This is a genomic window from Sorangium sp. So ce296 (assembly GCF_051529605.1).
In the GTDB taxonomy this organism is placed as follows: domain Bacteria; phylum Myxococcota_A; class Polyangia; order Polyangiales; family Polyangiaceae; genus Sorangium; species Sorangium cellulosum_D.
Map to the genome: position 1 here is coordinate 7,592,108 of NZ_CP150325.1, position 17,068 is coordinate 7,609,175.

Genomic DNA, 17,068 nt, shown 5'->3' on the forward strand with positions numbered 1-17,068 from the left:
AGTCGGCTCGTCCGGCTCCAAGGTGTGCGCAGGAGAGGGAAAACGCATGATCCACATCGAGGCGAGGCACGTGATCCGCTGCGACGAGGACACCTTCTGGGAGCTGTTCTTCAGCGGTGAGGTCAACGAGCAGATGTACCGCGACGTCCTCAAATTCCCCTCGTTCGAGGTGCTGGAGCAGCGGGAGGACGAGCGCACGCGGGTGCGCAAGGCGGTCGGGCAGCCCCGTATCCACGCGCTGCCCGCCGCCATTCAATCGATGCTCGGGCCGAACTTCCGCTACGTCGAGGAGAGCGTCTTCGACAAGGCCGCGCGGACGTGGAGCTGGACCATGGCGCCGAGCCTGCTCTCCGATCGGCTGCGCAACTCGGGCACCTTGCGGGTCGAGCCGTCGGGCCCCGGCCAGGTGACGCGCGTGGCGAGGGCGACGATCGAGGCGAAGATCTTCGGGTTCGGCAGGATGCTCGAGGGCCTCATGGAGAAGGAGATGCGCGCGGGCTGGGACGACAGCGCGGCGTTCCTGAATCGATGGATCGCGGAGCACCCGGCCCGGGCGGAGGCGAGCGTTCAGCCGGCGTGAGGGGGGCGCCCCCCGCCGGGAAGGTCGGGCGGAGCGGCGATCACGGGCCCGGGGAGGCGCCGAGGCGGCGCTCCACCTCGGCGCGGGTCGGATAGGAGGGCTGGCACCCCTCGCGCTCGACCGAGATGCCCGCCGCCGCGATCGCGAGGCGCAGCGCGGCCTCGATGGCCATCCCGGAGGCGAGCCCGCCGGCGAGGACGCCCGCGAGCGCGTCCCCTGCGCCGGTCGTGTCGACGGCGCGCGCGGGGAGGGCGGGGAGCTCCTCGCCCGAGGGCAGCAGCACGGCGCCGCGGGCGCCGCGGGTGAGCACCACGCGCTCCGGCAGGTGGCCTCGCAGCGCCTCGTGCTCGAGCTCGTTGACCACGGCGAGATCGAACCGGCCGACGAGCGCGGGGTCGATGGCGTTGACGGGCGATGGATTGCAGATCGACAGCGCGCCGTCCGCCCGCGCGGCCGACAGCACGCCGGCGATGGCCTCGGCCGGGATCTCGCCCTGGCACAGCCAGACGGAGGCCCCGCACGGCGCGGGCGGCGCGACGAGCGCGTTGGCGCCGGGGATCGCGAGGATCTGGTTCTCCCCGGCGTCGTCGACGCAGATGAGGGCCACGCCGGTCGTCGCGCCGCGGTGGATCGCCACGGTGGAGAGGTCCACGCCGTCGGCGGCGAGCGCGGCGGCGCAGAGCTCGCCGTGGGCGTCGTCGCCGCGCGCGCCCGCGAGCCGCACGCGGGCGCCGGAGCGCGCCGCCGCGACCGCCTGGTTCGCGCCCTTGCCGCCCGGCGCGACGAGGAAGCGGCGGCCCAGCACCGACTCGCCCGGGCGCGGCAGCCGCGGGCCGTAACCGAGGAGATCGGCGGTGATCGAGCCGCAGATCGCGAGCAACCCCATGTCCGCCGCATACCACGAACGCGGCGGCGCGGCGGCGCGGGGCGCGGGGCGGGCCCTTGCGCCGATGAGGCGACCGATCGGTCGAGATCAGCCGCCGAGCGCGCCGCTGGAGCCCAGCGCGAGCCCGAGGGCGAGCAGCGTCGTGCGGCCGAGCAGCCACGCGAGCGCGCGCAGCGGCCATTTCGCCTGGCGCGCCGCCTCGCTCCGCGTGCCCTCGCCGAGCTCGTGCTCCGCCTTGCCGGCGCGCGAGAGCCGGTGTCTCCGGGCCCTCTCCATTCGCTTCTGCGTCGACTCGCTGGCGAGCTGCGCCGGCGCGCGCGCCTTGGGCCGCGGGCAGATCTCGGCGTCGAAGAGCAAGGCGCCGTCTGGGGCGTAGCGGCGCGCGCCCGAGCCGTTCTCGAAGAGCCAGACGCCGTCGTCGGCGGCGAGGAGCACGGAGTCGCGCCACACGCGATCGGCCGGGCCGTCGAGGCAGGTGCGGAGCTCCTCGTCCCCGGGCCGGGCCACCCAGAGGCGGCGGTGGTTGAGCACGCCGACGAGCCCGCTCCGGCTGACCGAGAACGAGAGCCCGTCGAGCGAGCCGTCCTTCGGATTGACAAGGAACGTCCTGAGCCCGCCGCGCGGATCGACCACGTCGAGCCGCACCCCTCGGTGGCGGGAGAGGACGCCGAGCCCGCCGCCGGGCAGGCGCCGGACGACCTTCACGCCGCGCCGGCCGAGGACCGCTCCGGGGAGCGCGGCGGCGTCGCCGTGCACCACGGCGAGGCGTCCCCTGTCGATCCGCAGGTGGAGGCCGAGGACGCGCGCCTCCCGCCCGTGGAGCGACGCGATCATCGCGTCGCTCGTCGCATGTTTTCCGAGCGAGGCGCCCGTCCTGCCGTCGAGCACCTCGTGCCCTTCTCGGGAGGAATAGAGGACGATGCGCTCGCCGTCGGACGCGAGGCCGAGCGCCTGCTTGCCGAGCCTGCCGGGGACGCGCTCGCGCCGGAGCCACCGCACCCGGAGGTCCGGGTCGAGCGCCATGACGACGCGCTCGTGCACCTCGTCGAGGCTCCGCCGCGGCCCGGTCCACTCTCCGCTGGAGAGCGAGAGCAGGACGAACCCTCCGTCGTCGAGCGGAGCGACCCTGGGCGCCTCTCTCCAGTCGAAGAGCCCTTCTTGCACGGGCGCGGCGTGCCCGCTGATCGGGGCGAACCGCTCGGACGCGATGAGCCACGTTATCGGCGCGCGGTCACGGGGTCGTCGCGAGGATGTTTCGGGAACGTGCGGGGCCGCGGCGCAGCGCTCGCAGCCCTCCGCGGGAGCGCTGGAGTCGCGCGCGCCGCCGCAAAGGGCGCAAGGCGACGGATCGAGCCCTGGGGCGTCCGGGCGCTCGTCCGGGGGCGCGAGCTCGGCCTCCTCTCCGACGAGGACCGCCTCGGGATCGAGCCCGGCGATCGGGATGTCCGCCGGCCAGCGGCGGCGGGCGTGCTGCGCCCCGCAGCTCGAGCACGAGAGGGGGGTGAGCGCGCTCGAATCCACGGCGAGCGGCGTCCGGCAAGAGCGGCACGCGGGCTTCGACCGAGAAAATTCGAGTGACAGCGACATTTCCTGCACGCGCTGCACCTCGCCTGGCAGCAGGCGCGGAGCGCGGTAGAGCGGTTCGCGTAGCATGCGATGCCACACGCGGTTGGCGATCTCGGTGAACGTGCCGCACCCCGAGCAGAAGATCTTCGTGTCGACCCGGTTGATGGGCAGCATCGCCTGGCAATACTGGCACCGCCCCCGCATCGTTACGCACAGCGCTTCCACGGCAGCGTCCTCGCTTCCCGCCTTCGTCCCGCGCGACACGCCCGAGGACGGTGAATGATAAAAGCGACATCGGTGACGAGATGTCAAGTCACAGTTCCGCGGATTCCAGTCGAGAAACTGCATTGGATCTGCGCCGCGCTGGAATCCAGTCTGCCGGTTGCTCTCGTCGGTCGGTTTTCGTCGGCTTTCGTCGGCGTTCGTCGGCATTCGTCGCGGGTGGCGTGCGTTGCGCTTCCACGCGGCGCGGGTCTGCGATATCGCGGTTTCGGTGCCGCGAGGGGGCCACTTGGGGGAGCCGGCGCTGTGATCCGGGGTGAGCGCGTGTACAATAGAGTGCGCTTCGAAATACGGCCGAGCTCTGGCGTGTCGTTTCCTGTCACGGCTCGGTGTGCCGGTTGCCGACGAGGGATCGCCTGCGTACTGCGGCGTGCCTGGATGCTCCGGAGGCAGGTAAAGATTCGAAGAATTTAACGCAAAGGCGCAAAGGCGCAAAGGCGCAAAAAAGAAAGAGAGAGAAGGTGCGAGCTCTCTCTCTCTCTCTCTCTCTCTCTCTTTTTTTTTTTTTTCTCTCCTTGCGCCTTTGCGCCTTTGCGTTAAATTTTCTTCTCTCTATCTCCCTCTCCTGGCATCCAGACAGCTCGCCCTTCGAGCCACCGCTGCTTCAGCGATGGCGTCCCCCCCCGGCAAGCACCGCCGCCTCCCCGGCAGGTCAGTCGGCGCCCCGCGCAGCCACCGCGTCCGTCTTGCCGCCGGCGAGCGCGCCGGCGCGGCGGACGATGCCGATGAACTCCTGCTGATCTCCCTTGCTGGAGGCCGACGCCCTCGCGATCTTCTCGACGTCGGAGAGCCTCCAGGAGCGCGCATGCGGGCTGTGGCGCAAGATCTCGGAGAAGCCGGCCACCGCGGACGCAAAGCGAAGATCGGCCGGCGCCGCGTCGAAGGTAGGGGCGATGGCGCCCGGAGCCATCTTGACCAGCGTCTCCTCGGCTACGTCCGAGCCGAGCGGCGCCTTGTGGCGGAGGCGCACGACGAGCGGCGCCGCGCCCGCGCCCCTCGGCGCGGCGTCCTTGAGCTCGACATCGTAGATGGCCGTCACGCTGTGACCGGCGCCGATCTCGCCCGCGTCCACCTTGTCGTTCCGGAAATCCCGGTCGGCCACGTTGCGGTTCTCGTAGCCAATCAGCCGATAGCTCTTCACGAAGCTCGGATCGAACTCGACCTGGATCTTCACGTCGCGCGCAATGACCTGGAGCATCCCGCCCACCTGCTCGGAGAAGACCCGCCGCGCCTGCGCCTCGCTGTCGATGTACGCGTAATTCCCGTCGCCCTGGTTGGCGAGCTGCTCCATCATGACATCCTTGTAGTTGCCCTGGCCGAAGCCGACCGTGGACAGCGTGATCCCCTTGTCCCGCGCGCGCTTGATGGTCTTCAGGATCTCCTCGTGAGAGGTCGGACCGACGTTCGCGTCGCCGTCGGAGAGCACGACGACACGGTTGATGTGCCCCTTCACGAGCGTCCGCTCCGCCAGGCTGTAGGCGAGATCGATCCCGCTCGCCATGGCGGTGGAGCCGCCCGCCGTGAGGTCCGCGATCGCCGCGAGGATCTTCCCCTTGCTCTCGATGCCGGTCGGCGCCAGCACCTCCCGCACGCTGCCCGCATAGGTGCAGAGCGCGACCGTATCCCCCGGCTTGAGCGACTCGGTGAGCATTCTCAAGCTCTTCTTCGCGAGCTCGATCCGGTCCGGCGCGTGCATCGAGCCGCTCGTGTCGACCAGGTACACGAGGTGCACCGGCGTCCGCTCCTTGGCCGGCACCCGCTTGCCCTGGACCGCCACGCGCACGAGGTGATGGCCCACCGTGAACGGCGAGGGCGCGGCCGCGAGGTGCACCGCGAACGGGCCCGCCGTGGGAGACGCATAGCCATAATCGAAGTAGTTGAGGAACTCCTCGGCGCGCACGGCCTGATAAGGAGGCAGCGCGCCGTCCAGGATCTTGCGGCGCGCGATCGCGTAAGAGGCCGTGTCCACGTCGATCGCGAACGTCGAGAGCCTGTCCTTCGCGGGGTCCTCCACCGGGTTGACGCCGTAGTCCCGGTACGACTCGCTGCCCTGGGGCTCGGGCGCCGTCACGGCGACCGCCGCGGGCGGCGCGGCGGGACGCGGCGCGGCGGCCGGCGCCGGGGCGGAGACCTTCTTCGGCGCCGGCGCGGCGCCCGCCACGCTGCGGCGCGCCTCCGGCTTGCCAGCCGCGGTCACGCCGGCCGACGGGGCCGCCGGCGACGGCGTAGCAGGCGGGGGCGGCGCCGCCGCGACGGCCGGGGCGCCGGAGGCGTCCGCCTCCTCGGCCTTCTCCGCGGCGGCCGACGCGCGGCCCTCCTCTCGCGGAGCGTCGAACTCCGGCTGCATCGACGGCGCGGCGGCGGTGTCCACCGGCGCTGCCGCCCCCGCCGGCGCTGCCGGCTCCCTGGCGACAGGCGCGGCGCCGCCGCAGCCGACGAGCTGCGCGGCGAGGAGAGCAGGGGCGACGAGATCGAGGGGCCGGATGCGCATGAGGTGTCCTCCTTGAAGGGGATCGCGAGCGCGGATCCCCGCAGTGCGTTCTCGCGGGGCGGCCATCGCCGACCCCGACACACGTCCTCGCGAGGGCCGCACGCGCGGCCCCCGTTCAGGGGCGAGACGGATCCCTCCGCCGCTCTCGCCGGGCGAGAGCCGCGAGCCGCTGATCGTCCGGCGGTCGACGGAGGGACCGGCGCGGCCGGGGCCCGCGGTGGCGGGCCCCGGCGCGTCCGAGTGCCAGGGAAACGCGGTCGCCTCCGGCGGCTTACACCCGAAATCGAGGGCGCGTCGACGGCGCGTCCGCCGCGGCCTGGATCGGGGGCGCGGTCGGCAATCGGGGGCGCGGCCGGCAATCAGGGCCGCGACCGCGGCGCGGCGCGCGCCGGCCGCGGCGCAGACGTCGCCCCGCGGCGTGCGCTAGAGTGCGCTGGAACGCGGGGAGCACCGGCAGGCGCGATCGCCCTCCCGCCTTCCCGCCTCCCTGCTCGATTCTCAGGAGGTCCGCCATGAGCGCAACGAGCCGCGAGCGTTTCCAGTCCAGCCTGCGCCGCGCCAGGAAGATCGCCGTCCTGACCGGCGCCGGCGTCTCGGCGGAGTCGGGCATCCCCACGTTCCGCGGCGCCGGGGGGCTGTGGCGGCGCTACGAGGCGACGAGCCTCGCCTCGCCGGAGGCGTGGCAGCGCGATCCGGGCCTCGTGTGGGAGTTCTACAACCACCGGCGCGAGCGCGCGCGCGGCTGCCAGCCGAACCCGGGCCACCACGCGCTGGCGCGGCTGGAGGCGCGGTTCCGGGAGGCCGGCGGCGCCTTCACCCTGATCACCCAGAACATCGACGGCCTGCACGAGCAGGCGGGCTCGCAGGATCCGGTGCGGCTCCACGGCTCGCTGTGGCAGGTGCGCTGCCTCTCGTGCGGGAGCGTGACCGAGAACCGCGACGTGCCCATCACCCCCGCCTTCGCGGGAAGCGGCTCCCCCGATCCGGAGACCCGCGCCCGCCGCTTCTCCGCCGCGGAGCTGCCCCACTGCCCCTGCGGCGGCGTGCAGCGCCCGCACGTCGTCTGGTTCGGCGAAGCGCTGAAGGAGAGCGACCTCGCCGCGGCGGCCGCCGGCGTCGATGGCTGCGATCTCCTGCTCGTGGTCGGCACCTCGGCCGTGGTGTACCCGGCCGCGGGGTTCGTCCCCCTCGCCAAGCGCCACGGCGCCCTCATCGCCGAGGTCAACGTCGAGCCCAGCGCGGTCACCAGCCTCTGCGATTTCGTGTTCACCGGCGGCGCGGGAGAGATCCTCCCCTCGCTGCTCGACGTCGCGCCGGCGCACGCATGACCGCCCAGCGCCCGCCGAGCGAACCGGCGGCGTCAGCGCCGCAGCGCGCGCGCGGTGCACGTCGCGCGCGGCGCGGCTCGTGCTTCTCCCGGCGGCATGGAACAGGTCAACCGTGGGATTTCAGGGCTAACGTGGGCCGCGATCGTGCTGGCCGTGATCGGCGCCGTCAACTGGGGGCTCGTTGGGCTGTTCGAGTTCGACTTGGTCGCGGCGATCTTCGGCAGGCTCAGCACGATCAGCCGCATCGTCTACGTGCTCGTCGGGCTCGCCGGCCTCTATCTCCTCTACGCTTCGGTCCAGCTCGGAAAGCGCGCGCGCGTCTCCACCATGCCGTGAGCGACACCCTGCCGTGAGCGGTATCGGCTCGATCGGACGCACCGGCGCGGAGCTGGCGCACCGAGCCGAGCTCCGGAGTCTCTGGGAGTCGGGCGGCTCCTGAGGTCGTGGTCTGTCCCGGCGCGGGTTTTGCAACTCATGGCGCCTGTCCAGACACCGAATCGGATCCACGGAACAGCGAGCACAGCGGCAATCCACGGGCATCCTCTGCCGTTCGCCGGAGGCGTCGATCCGGCGGGCTGGAGAGGAGCTGCCGTGTCCCGAGGCCGCCGCGGCCGCCACGGACCAAGGAGTGACACCATGCCCAGCTCTCGAGAACCCGTGACCGCCCTCGTCCGCGACGCTGCCCGGCCGCTGCGCGGCGGCGCGCGCGACTACGACGCGCTGCTCGACGCGATCGGCGATCGCCGCTTCGTCCTGCTCGGCGAGGCCACGCACGGCACCCACGAGTTCTACCAGGCGCGCGCCCAGATCACGCGGCGGCTCATCGCCGAGAAGGGCTTCACCGCGGTCATCGTCGAGGCCGACTGGCCGGACGCGTACCGCGTGAACCGCTATGTCCGCGGGACGGACGACGACGGCAGCGCCGAGGAGGCGCTCTCCGGCTTCAAGCGGTTCCCGCAGTGGATGTGGCGCAACGAGGACGTCCTCGGCCTCGTCCGCTGGCTCCGCGAGCACAACGCCGGCGTGCCGCGCGGGCAGGCGAAGGCGGGCTTCTACGGCATGGACCTCTACAGCCTGCACGCCTCGATGGAGGCCGTCCTCGAGTACCTCGACCGCGTCGATCCGGAGGCCGCCGGGCGGGCGCGGCGCCGCTACGGCTGTTTCGACCGGTTCAGCGAGGATCCGCAGGTGTACGGGTACGCGGCCGGCTTCGAGCTCAGCGGGTCGTGCGAGCGCGAGGTCGTCGAGCAGCTGATGGAGCTGATGAAGAAGCAGGCCGAGTACGCGAGGCTCGACGGGCGCGTCGCCGAGGACGAGTACTTCCAGGTCGAGCAGAACGCGCGGCTCGTGCAGAGCGCCGAGGAGTATTATCGCACCATGTTCCGCGGCCCCGTGTCGTCGTGGAACCTCCGCGACCGGTACATGGCCGAGACCGTCGAGGCGCTCGTCGCGCACCTCGACCGGTTCCACGCGCCGACGCGGGCCGTCCTCTGGGCGCACAACTCGCACCTGGGCGACGCGCGCGCGACGCAGATGGGCGAGGCGGGCGAGTGGAACGTCGGCCAGCTCCTGCGCGAGCGCTTCGGCGAAGCCACGTTCCTCGTCGGCTTCTCGACGCACACCGGCACCGTGATGGCCGCCTCCGAGTGGGGCAATCCCGCGGAGATCAAGCGCGTCCGGCCGTCGCTGCCGAACAGCTACGAGCGGCTCTTCCACGACACGGAGCTCTCGCGCTTCTGGCTCGACCTGCGGCCCGAGGCGGGCGCGCGCCGCGAGCTCGTCGAGGCGCTGCGCGAGCGCTCGCTCGAGCGCGCGATCGGCGTGCTCTATCTCCCGGAGACCGAGCGGGCGAGCCATTACTTCCACGCGAGGCTCAGCGAGCAGTTCGACGCGGTCATCCACGTCGACGAGACGACCGCGGTGAGGCCGCTGGAGTGGACCGCCGAGCGGCGCGAGCCCGAGGCGGAGACGTACCCGACAGGGGTGTGAGCGCCGGGATCAGGCGCTCTGGCGATCTGGCAAGAGGCGAGTCGCCTCCCCGCGGCGCGCGCCGGCGATAAAAAACCCGGCGCGCCCTGCTGCGGCGAGCGCGCCGCCTGCGCGCCCTCCGCGCCGGCTCGCCTCGGGCGATCGCGCTTGCCCGGAGGGCCGCCGGGCGCGGTATCGTCTGCGCCGTGTCCTCCGCTCACACGCTCCGCGAGCTCCTCGCGACGCCCGGCCTCCTCGTGATGCCTTGCTGCTTCGACGCGCTGTCGGCGCGGCTCATCGAGCAGGCGGGCTTCCCGCTCACGTTCATGAGCGGCTTCGCGGTCTCGGCCGCGCGCCTCGGCGCCCCGGACACGGGGCTCATCTCGTATGGCGAGATGGTCGACCAGGCGCGGGCGATCTGCGCCGCGGTGTCGATCCCGGTGCTCGGCGACGGCGACACGGGCTACGGCAACGCGATGAACGTGAAGCGCACGGTGCGCGGCTACGCGCAGGCCGGGCTCGCGTGCGTCATGATCGAGGACCAGGTCGCCCCGAAGCGCTGCGGCCACACGCGCGGCAAGCAGGTCGTGCCCCGCGACGAGGCGCTCACCCGCATCCAGGCCGCCGTGGACGCGCGCGACGAGGGCGCCGGGGTGCTCATCCTGGCGCGCACCGACGCCCGGCAGACGCACGGCTTCGACGAGGCGCTGGCCCGCGCCCAGGCGTTCGCCGATCTCGGGGCCGACATCGTGTTCCTGGAGGCGCCCGAGAGCGTCGAGGAGATGCGTACGTTCTGCCGGGAAGTGCGCGCGCCGACCATGGCGAACATGGTGGATCACGGCAGGACTCCGGTGCTGCCGCCGGCCGAGCTCGAGGCGATCGGCTACAAGATCGCGGCGTATCCGCTCACCCTGCTCTCGGTCGCCGCCGCCGCCATGCGCGAGGCGCTCGCCGCGTTGCGCGCCGGCCGGCACCCGGACCCCCGGATGCGCTTCGAGGCGCTCCAGGAGATCGTCGGATTCCCCGAGTACTATGCCGAAGAGGGGCGCTACGCGCAGCCGCCCAGGAAGGGATGAGCCTTTGACCATGGCCACGACGTCCTCCGCCGAGCCCGCGTCGCTCCTCGACGCGGCGCGCAGCCTCGTCCCGCTCGTCCAGAAACACGCGCAGCAGGGGGAGCGCGAGCGCCGTTTGCCGGATCCGGTCGCGCGGGCGCTCCGGGAGGCGGGGTTCTTTCGCATGTTTCGTCCGGCCGCGCTCGGCGGGCTCGAGGCCGACCCCCTCACGGCGATGCAGGCCATCGAGGAGCTCTCGCGCGCCGACGGCGCGGCGGGATGGTGCGCCATGATCTGCGGCGCGACCGGCGCCTTCGACGCGTATCTCCCCGCAGAGGGGGGCAAAGAGATGTATGCGCGCCCGGATGTCGTCACGGCCGGGGTCTTCGCGCCGGGCGGCCGCGCCGTCGAGGTCGAGGGAGGGGTTCGCGTCACGGGGAGGTGGGCGATGGCGAGCGCCTGTCAGCACTGCGACTGGCTGGGCGGCACCGCGGTGGTCTTCGACGGGCTGGCGCCGCGCCTGTCGCCGGCGGGCGTGCCGGAGGCCGTCGTGCCCATGTTTCGCGCCTCGGAGTGCACGATATTGGATACGTGGAGCGCCTCCGGGCTCGCGGGCACCGGGAGCCACGATTTCGCGGTCGCGGACGTCTTCGTGCCGAGCCGCCGGTGCATCCGCCTTCCGATGGCGGCGCCGACCCATCCGGCGCCCCTGTTCGCGTTCCCCCTCTTCGGCCTGCTCGCGAGCGCGGTCGCGGCGACCGCGCTCGGGATCGCGCGCGCGGCCCTCGACGAGCTCCTCCGGCTCGCGGCGGCGAAGCGGCCGGTCGGCGCCGCGGTGCCGCTCGCGGCGCGGCCGTCGACGGCGCTCGCCGTGGCCGAGGCCGAGGCCACGCTCGGCGCGGCCAGGGCGTACCTCGTCGAGGCGGCCTCTGCCCTCTGGGATGCCGCCCTGTCCGGCAAGTCGATCTCGATCCGGGATCGGGCGCGCGTCCGGCTGGCCGCGACGAACGCCGCCCTCGGCGCGGCCCGCGCCGTCGATCTGGCCTTCACGGCGGGCGGCGCCGCGGCGCTCTACGCGGAGAGCCCGCTCCAGCGCTGCTTCCGCGACGTTCACGCCGTCACGCAGCACGCCCTCGTCGCCCCGCACACGCGCGATGTCCAGGGCCGCGTGCTCCTCGGCCTGGACACCGAAGTACCGATGTTCTGAAGGGCCGTCCCCGAGAGGGGAGAGGCGGAGACGAGCGGCCGGAGCGGGCGAGCCGACGCGCGCCCGCGGCCGGCGCGCGCCTCACGTGAGCGGGAGATCCACCCAGCGCTCGAAGCCCGGCCGGCGCTTGACGCGGCCGTACCACGCGTCGACGTGCTGGAGCGCGGGCCGCTCGGTCGGCAGGTTGTACCACCGCTGCGCCGCCACCCCGAGGGGGATGTCGGCGAACGTGAAGTACTCTCCGGCGACCCACGGTTGCTTCGACAGCTGCCGATCGAGGATCCCGAGGGCGGCGAGCGCCGCCTTGCGCGCGCCGTCGATCGCGCCCTGATCGCGGCGCTCCTCCGGCGTGCGCAGGAGCTGCACGAGGAGCGTCCGCACCGGGGGCCACAGGGTCCCGAACTGCCAGTCCGTCCACGCGTCGGCGCGCGCCCTGTCCGCGAGATCGCTCGGCTGGAGGGGCGGCGAGCCGTACCGCGAGAACAGGTAACGCACGATCGCGTGCGACTCCCAGAGCACCAGCGGCCCGTCCTCGAGCGTCGGCACCAGCCCGTTGGGGTTGAGGGTGAGGTAGTCGGCGTCCTTCACGCGGCCGAACGGCCCGCCGGCGTCGATGCGCTCGAAATCGAGCCTCAGCTCGTCGAGCGCCCAGAGGACCTTCTGCACGTTCGAAGAATTCTTGTGACCCCAGAGCTTCAACATGATGTCTCCTGTCTCCCGGCGCCGCTCAGGCGGCCGTCGCCTTCGCCGGCTTCACGAACTTCGCGTAACGCTCCACGTAGAAATCGACCGGGCTCGCGGCGGCGCGGACCGCGTCGCGCGCCGCCACGGCGTCGATCCACGCCCGGAGCCGCGTGAGCTCTGCCGGGATGGAGAACCCGCGGAGCCGATCCACCGCGGGCAGCCGCTCGAACCACGGATAGAACGCGAGATCGACGAGGCTGACGTCGGCGCCGAGCCAGTAGGGCCCGGGGCCCGACGACCTCTCCAGCGCCTCCCGCTCGATGAACGCGAGCACGTCGCCGAGCGCCTTGCGCCCCTCGGCCTCCTGGTCCGGCGCCTCGGCCCGGAGCAGCTGGGCGAACGCCGGCACGAGGCGCGTGTTCGCGTAATCGATCCAGATCCTCGCCAGGGCGCGCCTGCCCGGCTCCCTCGGCAGGAGCGGCGGATCGGGGAACGCCTCGTCGAGGTACTCGTTGATGATCGCCGATTCCCAGATGCGGTGGCCCTCGTGCTCGATCGCCGGGACCTTTCCGTAGAGCGAGGCGTCGACGAACGCCCGCGGCTTGTTCTGCAGATCGACCTCGATCAGCTCGGCGTCGATCGCCTTCTCCTTGAGCACGAGCCGGGTGCGGTGGGCGAAGGGGCACGCCTTCGCGCTGTAGAGTCGCAGCTTCGTCATCCTGTTCTCCTTCGTGGCGTCTGCCACGCGAAAAGCGCTCCTGTCGTCCGGGCCCGCGGGCGCCCTCAACGGGGCGGGACGCGGTCGTTGAACCGCCCGTCGAACACCCGCGAGACCTCGATCTTCTGCGGCAACAATCCCTCCTGGAAGAAGGCGTCCGCCATCGTTTGCTGCGCTCTGGCGATCTCGTCGTCGAGGGGGACGTACCTCGGCTCGTGGTGCTCGAACATGTCCTGAGCCACCTCGAGCGGCAGCTTGGTGACCTCGGCGAACTTGCGCGCCCACACGTCCTTGTGGTCGTTCGACCACTCGTGGGCCTTGTGCGAGCGGGCCAGGTAGTCCGCGATCGCGGCGGCCTTGCCCGGATCGGCGAGGGCCTTGTCGCTGCTCACCTGGAACGAGAGCGCGTCGGTGAGCCCGGCGCCGTCGAGGAGCTTCACCGCCCCTTGCCGCACGTTGCTCGCCACATAGGGCTCCCAGACCGCCCAGGCGTCGACGTCTCCGCTGGCGAAGGCCGGCTGGGCGTCGTTCGGGTTCATGTACACGGGCACGATGTCCGCGATGCCGAGGCCGTCCCGGCGGAGCGCCGCCAGCAGCAGGTAATGGGCCGAGGAGCCCTTGGCCACCGCCACCTTCTTGCCCTTGAGCTCGCGGAGGGCCCGGACGCTCGACCCCTTCGGGACGAGGATCGCCTTGTATTCCGGGCGATTGTGGGTGACCGCGACGATCCGGATCGGGGCTCCGGCGGCCTGCGCGAAGATCGGCGGCGTATCCCCGACGGCGCCGATGTCCACCGCGTCGGCGTTGATGGCCTCGAGCAGCGGAGGGCCGGCGGTGAACGTCGCCCACTCGATCGTGTAGGGGATCCCTTCGAGCTGGCCCGCGGCCTCCAGCCCGCTCTTCACGATGCCCGTCTGCTCGCCGATCCGGAGCGTCACCGTCGCGAGGTCGACCGCGGCCGGCTCGCCCGCCAGGGGGGGAGCGGGCGCGTCCCCCGCCTTCGAGCACGCGGCGACGGACAGGGCGAGCAGCGCCGCCGCGGCGTGGCGGAGCGGGGCGAGCGCGTCGAGGAGAGCGGCGATGGACATGGGCCTTCCTTCAGGAGACGACAGACGGTAGGGCCCGCGCTTCGGCGGGAGCAGGGGGGGGCGAGGCCGCTCGCTGGGCGCGCGGGGCCGATCGGGGGATGGGCGCGTCGTCCGGCTCGTCGCCCTCGACGCCGAGGTGGCCGAGGAGCGCGCCGCGCAGCGCCGCGAACCGGGGGCCGCTGCGCCGCCGCGGCGCCGGAAGATCGAGGGCGAGGTCCGCGGTGATCACGCTGCCAGCCTCGGGCGACGGCCTGGCGAGGACGAGCGCGCGATCGGCCAGGAGGAGCGCCTCGTCGACGTCGTGCGTGACGAGCAGCACGGCGGGCCGGTGCCGGGCGCAGAGCTCGGCCAGGAGGCCGTGCATGCGGAGCCGCGTGAGCGCGTCGAGCGCGCCGAACGGCTCGTCGAGGAGCAGGAGCTCCGGCGCGCGCACGAGCGAGCGGGCCAGCGCCGCGCGCTGGGCCTCTCCGCCCGAGAGCGTGAGCGGCCAGGCGTCCGCGTGGGCCGAGAGCCCCACCTCGGCGAGCGCGAGGAGCGCGCGCCGCTTCGCCTCGTCGGGCGGGCAGGGGAGCCCCAGCGCGACGTTCCGCCAGACCCGCTTCCACGGGAAGAGCCGCGGCTCCTGGAAGACGACCGCGCGCCGGTCCGGGACCGCGACGTCGCCGCTCGCGTGCGCGTCGAGCCCGGCGAGCACCCGCAGCAGCGTGCTCTTCCCGGAGCCGCTCGCGCCGAGCAGCGCGACGAACTCGCCGGCGCGGACGGTGAGGTCGACGCCGCCGAGCACCGGGCGGGCTCCGAACGCCCGCCGGACGTCGCGGAGGCGCACGGCGGGACCAGGGATCGTGCTCATCCGAGAAGCCTCCACGCTGCGCTCCATGGGATTCTCGTCCTCACCGGCCGGCGAACGCCGCGCGCCAGGCGAGGACGTTGCGCTCGAGCCATCGGACGAACAGGTCGGTGCTGAGCCCGAGCAGGGCGTAGATCGCGAGGCCGAGGACGATGATGTCGGTCCGCAGGAACTCTCGCGCGTTCGTCATGAGGTAGCCGATGCCGGCCGTCGCGTTGATCTGCTCGCTGATGACCAGCACGAGCCAGGCGACGCCCATCGAATGGCGCAGCCCGACGAGGGCGTTCGGGAGGGCGCCGGGGAGCACCACGTGGGCGACGAGCCCGATGCGGCCGAGCCCGAGCGTGGTCGCGGCCTCGACGAGCTTGTTGTCGACGCTGCGGATGCCCGCGTACGTGTTCAGGTACACGGGGAAGAACGTGCCCAGCGAGACCAGCGCGATCTTCGGCGTCTCGCCGATCCCGAACCAGAGGATGAAGAGCGGCACGAGCGCCAGGACGGGGAGGGTCCTGAGCATCTGGATGGGCGCGTCGAGCAGGTCTTCGCCGAGCCGGAACAGCCCCGCGACGAGCGCCAGCGTCACGCCGGCGCTCACGCCGAGGGCGAGCCCCCGGCTGACCCGGCCGAGCGACACCCAGAGGTGGCGCGGCAGCTCCCCGCTGGCGAGGAGCGCGAGCCCCGTCTGCGCCACCGTGGTCGGCGACGCGAGCACGCGCGGCGACACGAGGCCGAGCGACGTCACGGCCTGCCATGCGAAGAGCAGGAACAGGAGCACCAGGATCCTGGCCCATCGGACCTCGTTCCAGGTGCGCCGCGCGGCTCCACGCTCGGAGCGCGCGCCGGCGTCGGCGGCGATCGTCGGTTGCGTGCGCGTCATCTCACGAGCCGGCGGAAAAGCAGGTAACGTGCCAGAGCGCTGTCGCAGGAACGGATCGCAATCCGTCATGGTGGACATGGACTTGCTGCGACAGGAGCAAGGCGATGCTGGTGATGTGCTGCTGCGGCAGCAGTCGATGCGGCGCGCGGCGGGGGTCGTGCTGGCGGCATCCTGGGATGCCGAGAGGGCTCCAGGGACCGCCGGGGCGGCGCGTTCGAGGTGATCGGGGGTCGGCTTGCTCGTCCGGCGCTCCGCGGAGCGCCGGGCGCAGGGATGGATCGCCGTGGGGGAAGGGGCGAATGACGTCAAACGCCCGGGAGGCGCTGGGCCTCTCGGGGGGCGCAGGTTCAGATCTTCATCCTTCCTCCTCGTGTCTTGCTGGTCGCGGATGCGACACAGAGAGAGGCGCAGTCGACGCCACCGCGTCGGGTGGCGCCTCTGCTCGAGCGGGTCATCCACGCGCGGGCATGGACGCAGGACCTCCTCACCGGCGCAACGGAGGGAGCGTTGCTGTTTTCCGCCTTACTCTTCTGGGACGGAAGTTAGTCCGCTATAACGGAAGTGTCAAGCCGCGCCGCGAGGGGCTCGATGCGCCCGTCAGGAGGTCGATGCGCCCGTCGGAAGCGCCCGGGACGGTTTGCGGCGGGAATGGCGCCGCGGGGAGGCAGGCGCGGACGTGCGGGGCTGTGCGGGGGAGGTCTTCGTTGTAAGCTCCGTGGCATGATGACGGCTCGCCTCCCTGCTGGAGCGATCTGCGTTGGGGGACCTGTCCTTCGCGGGGCCTGCCGCGTTCGACAGGGGGGAGCCATCGGCGTAGGGGGCACGATGAGCGCGGGTACGGAGCGGGGCGATGGCCGGTGAGCGCCCGCCGGCGTGCATCCTGACCGCGCGGCTGACGCTGCGCGCGTGGCGTCCCGAGGATGCCCCGTCGATCAGGGCAGCGATCGACTCCAGCCTTGCGCACCTGCGTCCCTGGATGCCGTGGGCCGTGAACGAGCCGGCCTCCCTGGAGGCGACGACCGCGCTGCTGGAGAAGTTCCGGGACGACTTCACGGCAGGACGCGACTTTCATTACGGCATCTTCACGCGCGACGAGCGCGAGGTGCTCGGGGGTACGGGGCTCCACCCGCGGATCGGTCCGGGCGCGATCGAGATCGGCTATTGGCTCCGCGAGGCCGCGACGGGCCGCGGCTATGCGACCGAGGCCGTGGCGCGGCTGACCCGGGTCGCGCTCGAGGAGGTGGGGTGGAGCCGCGTCGAGATCCGGTGCGACCCACGGAACACCGCGAGCGCCGCCGTGCCCCGGCGGCTCGGGTATCGGCACGTGACGACGCTCGAGGCGAACGCCCTGACGCCGGCGGGCGAGCCGCGCGACACGATGGTGTGGGAGCAGACCGCCGCGGGCCTGGGGCCAAGCCGGGAGCAAGCCCCCTGAGCATGAAGGCGGGGAGTCATGGAGAATACCCATGATCTTCCCGCGCACCCGTCTTC

At 72.6% G+C, this 17,068-nt stretch carries 15 protein-coding genes; 7 read left to right on the forward strand and 8 right to left on the reverse strand.

Features of this window, described 5'->3' with window-relative positions; translation table 11 throughout:
- Window positions 1–46: 46 nt before the first annotated feature.
- Window positions 47–580: a DUF2505 domain-containing protein gene (locus tag WME98_RS28130; protein ID WP_437944814.1), complete on the forward strand. Its 534-nt coding sequence runs from the start codon at window positions 47–49 to the stop codon at window positions 578–580.
- A gap of 40 nt (window positions 581–620) precedes the next feature.
- Here the strand turns inward: WME98_RS28130 and WME98_RS28135 are convergent, their stop codons facing one another.
- From WME98_RS28135 to WME98_RS28145, 3 genes are all read right to left on the reverse strand, one after another.
- Window positions 621–1,466, reverse strand: a complete 846-nt coding sequence (locus WME98_RS28135; RefSeq protein WP_437944816.1) for a ribokinase — start codon at window positions 1,464–1,466, stop codon at window positions 621–623.
- 87 nt (window positions 1,467–1,553) lie between these two features.
- Window positions 1,554–3,257 (reverse strand): hypothetical protein, encoded by a 1,704-nt coding sequence (locus tag WME98_RS28140; protein WP_437944818.1) that lies wholly within the window; start codon window positions 3,255–3,257, stop codon window positions 1,554–1,556.
- Window positions 3,258–3,966: 709 nt separating this feature from the next.
- On the reverse strand, window positions 3,967–5,805 hold the full coding sequence (locus tag WME98_RS28145; RefSeq protein ID WP_437944820.1) for a vWA domain-containing protein: 1,839 nt from the start codon (window positions 5,803–5,805) through the stop codon (window positions 3,967–3,969).
- A 512-nt stretch (window positions 5,806–6,317) separates the two neighbouring features.
- Between WME98_RS28145 and WME98_RS28150 the strand changes: the two genes are divergently transcribed.
- From WME98_RS28150 to WME98_RS28170, 5 genes are all read left to right on the forward strand, one after another.
- A complete protein-coding gene (locus tag WME98_RS28150; protein ID WP_437944821.1) occupies window positions 6,318–7,133 on the forward strand; it encodes an SIR2 family NAD-dependent protein deacylase in 816 nt (271 codons plus the stop codon).
- A gap of 96 nt (window positions 7,134–7,229) precedes the next feature.
- Entirely contained in the window at window positions 7,230–7,469 is a 240-nt protein-coding gene (locus WME98_RS28155) for a DUF378 domain-containing protein (protein ID WP_044985492.1), read from the forward strand.
- Window positions 7,470–7,769: 300 nt separating this feature from the next.
- Complete coding sequence (locus tag WME98_RS28160; protein ID WP_437944823.1) at window positions 7,770–9,122, forward strand: erythromycin esterase family protein; 1,353 nt, start codon at window positions 7,770–7,772, stop codon at window positions 9,120–9,122.
- 185 nt (window positions 9,123–9,307) lie between these two features.
- A complete protein-coding gene (locus WME98_RS28165) occupies window positions 9,308–10,177 on the forward strand; it encodes an isocitrate lyase/PEP mutase family protein (RefSeq protein ID WP_437944825.1) in 870 nt (289 codons plus the stop codon).
- A 10-nt stretch (window positions 10,178–10,187) separates the two neighbouring features.
- Complete coding sequence (locus WME98_RS28170) at window positions 10,188–11,363, forward strand: acyl-CoA dehydrogenase family protein (RefSeq protein ID WP_437944827.1); 1,176 nt, start codon at window positions 10,188–10,190, stop codon at window positions 11,361–11,363.
- Between the two features lie 81 nt (window positions 11,364–11,444).
- Here WME98_RS28170 and WME98_RS28175 read toward each other — a convergent pair whose 3' ends face one another.
- The 5 genes from WME98_RS28175 to WME98_RS28195 all read right to left on the reverse strand — a co-directional run bounded on the left by WME98_RS28175 (window position 11,445) and on the right by WME98_RS28195 (window position 15,577).
- Entirely contained in the window at window positions 11,445–12,065 is a 621-nt protein-coding gene (locus WME98_RS28175; protein ID WP_437944829.1) for a glutathione S-transferase family protein, read from the reverse strand.
- Window positions 12,066–12,090: 25 nt separating this feature from the next.
- Window positions 12,091–12,765, reverse strand: coding sequence for a glutathione S-transferase family protein (locus WME98_RS28180; protein ID WP_437944831.1), 675 nt, complete (start codon window positions 12,763–12,765; stop codon window positions 12,091–12,093).
- Between the two features lie 65 nt (window positions 12,766–12,830).
- Window positions 12,831–13,853, reverse strand: a complete 1,023-nt coding sequence (locus WME98_RS28185) for an ABC transporter substrate-binding protein (protein ID WP_437944833.1) — start codon at window positions 13,851–13,853, stop codon at window positions 12,831–12,833.
- A 10-nt stretch (window positions 13,854–13,863) separates the two neighbouring features.
- Entirely contained in the window at window positions 13,864–14,703 is an 840-nt protein-coding gene (locus tag WME98_RS28190; RefSeq protein WP_437944835.1) for an ABC transporter ATP-binding protein, read from the reverse strand.
- A 40-nt stretch (window positions 14,704–14,743) separates the two neighbouring features.
- Complete coding sequence (locus WME98_RS28195) at window positions 14,744–15,577, reverse strand: ABC transporter permease (RefSeq protein ID WP_437944837.1); 834 nt, start codon at window positions 15,575–15,577, stop codon at window positions 14,744–14,746.
- An 850-nt stretch (window positions 15,578–16,427) separates the two neighbouring features.
- Between WME98_RS28195 and WME98_RS28200 the strand changes: the two genes are divergently transcribed.
- Window positions 16,428–17,012 (forward strand): GNAT family N-acetyltransferase, encoded by a 585-nt coding sequence (locus WME98_RS28200; RefSeq protein WP_437944839.1) that lies wholly within the window; start codon window positions 16,428–16,430, stop codon window positions 17,010–17,012.
- Window positions 17,013–17,068 lie beyond the last annotated feature (56 nt).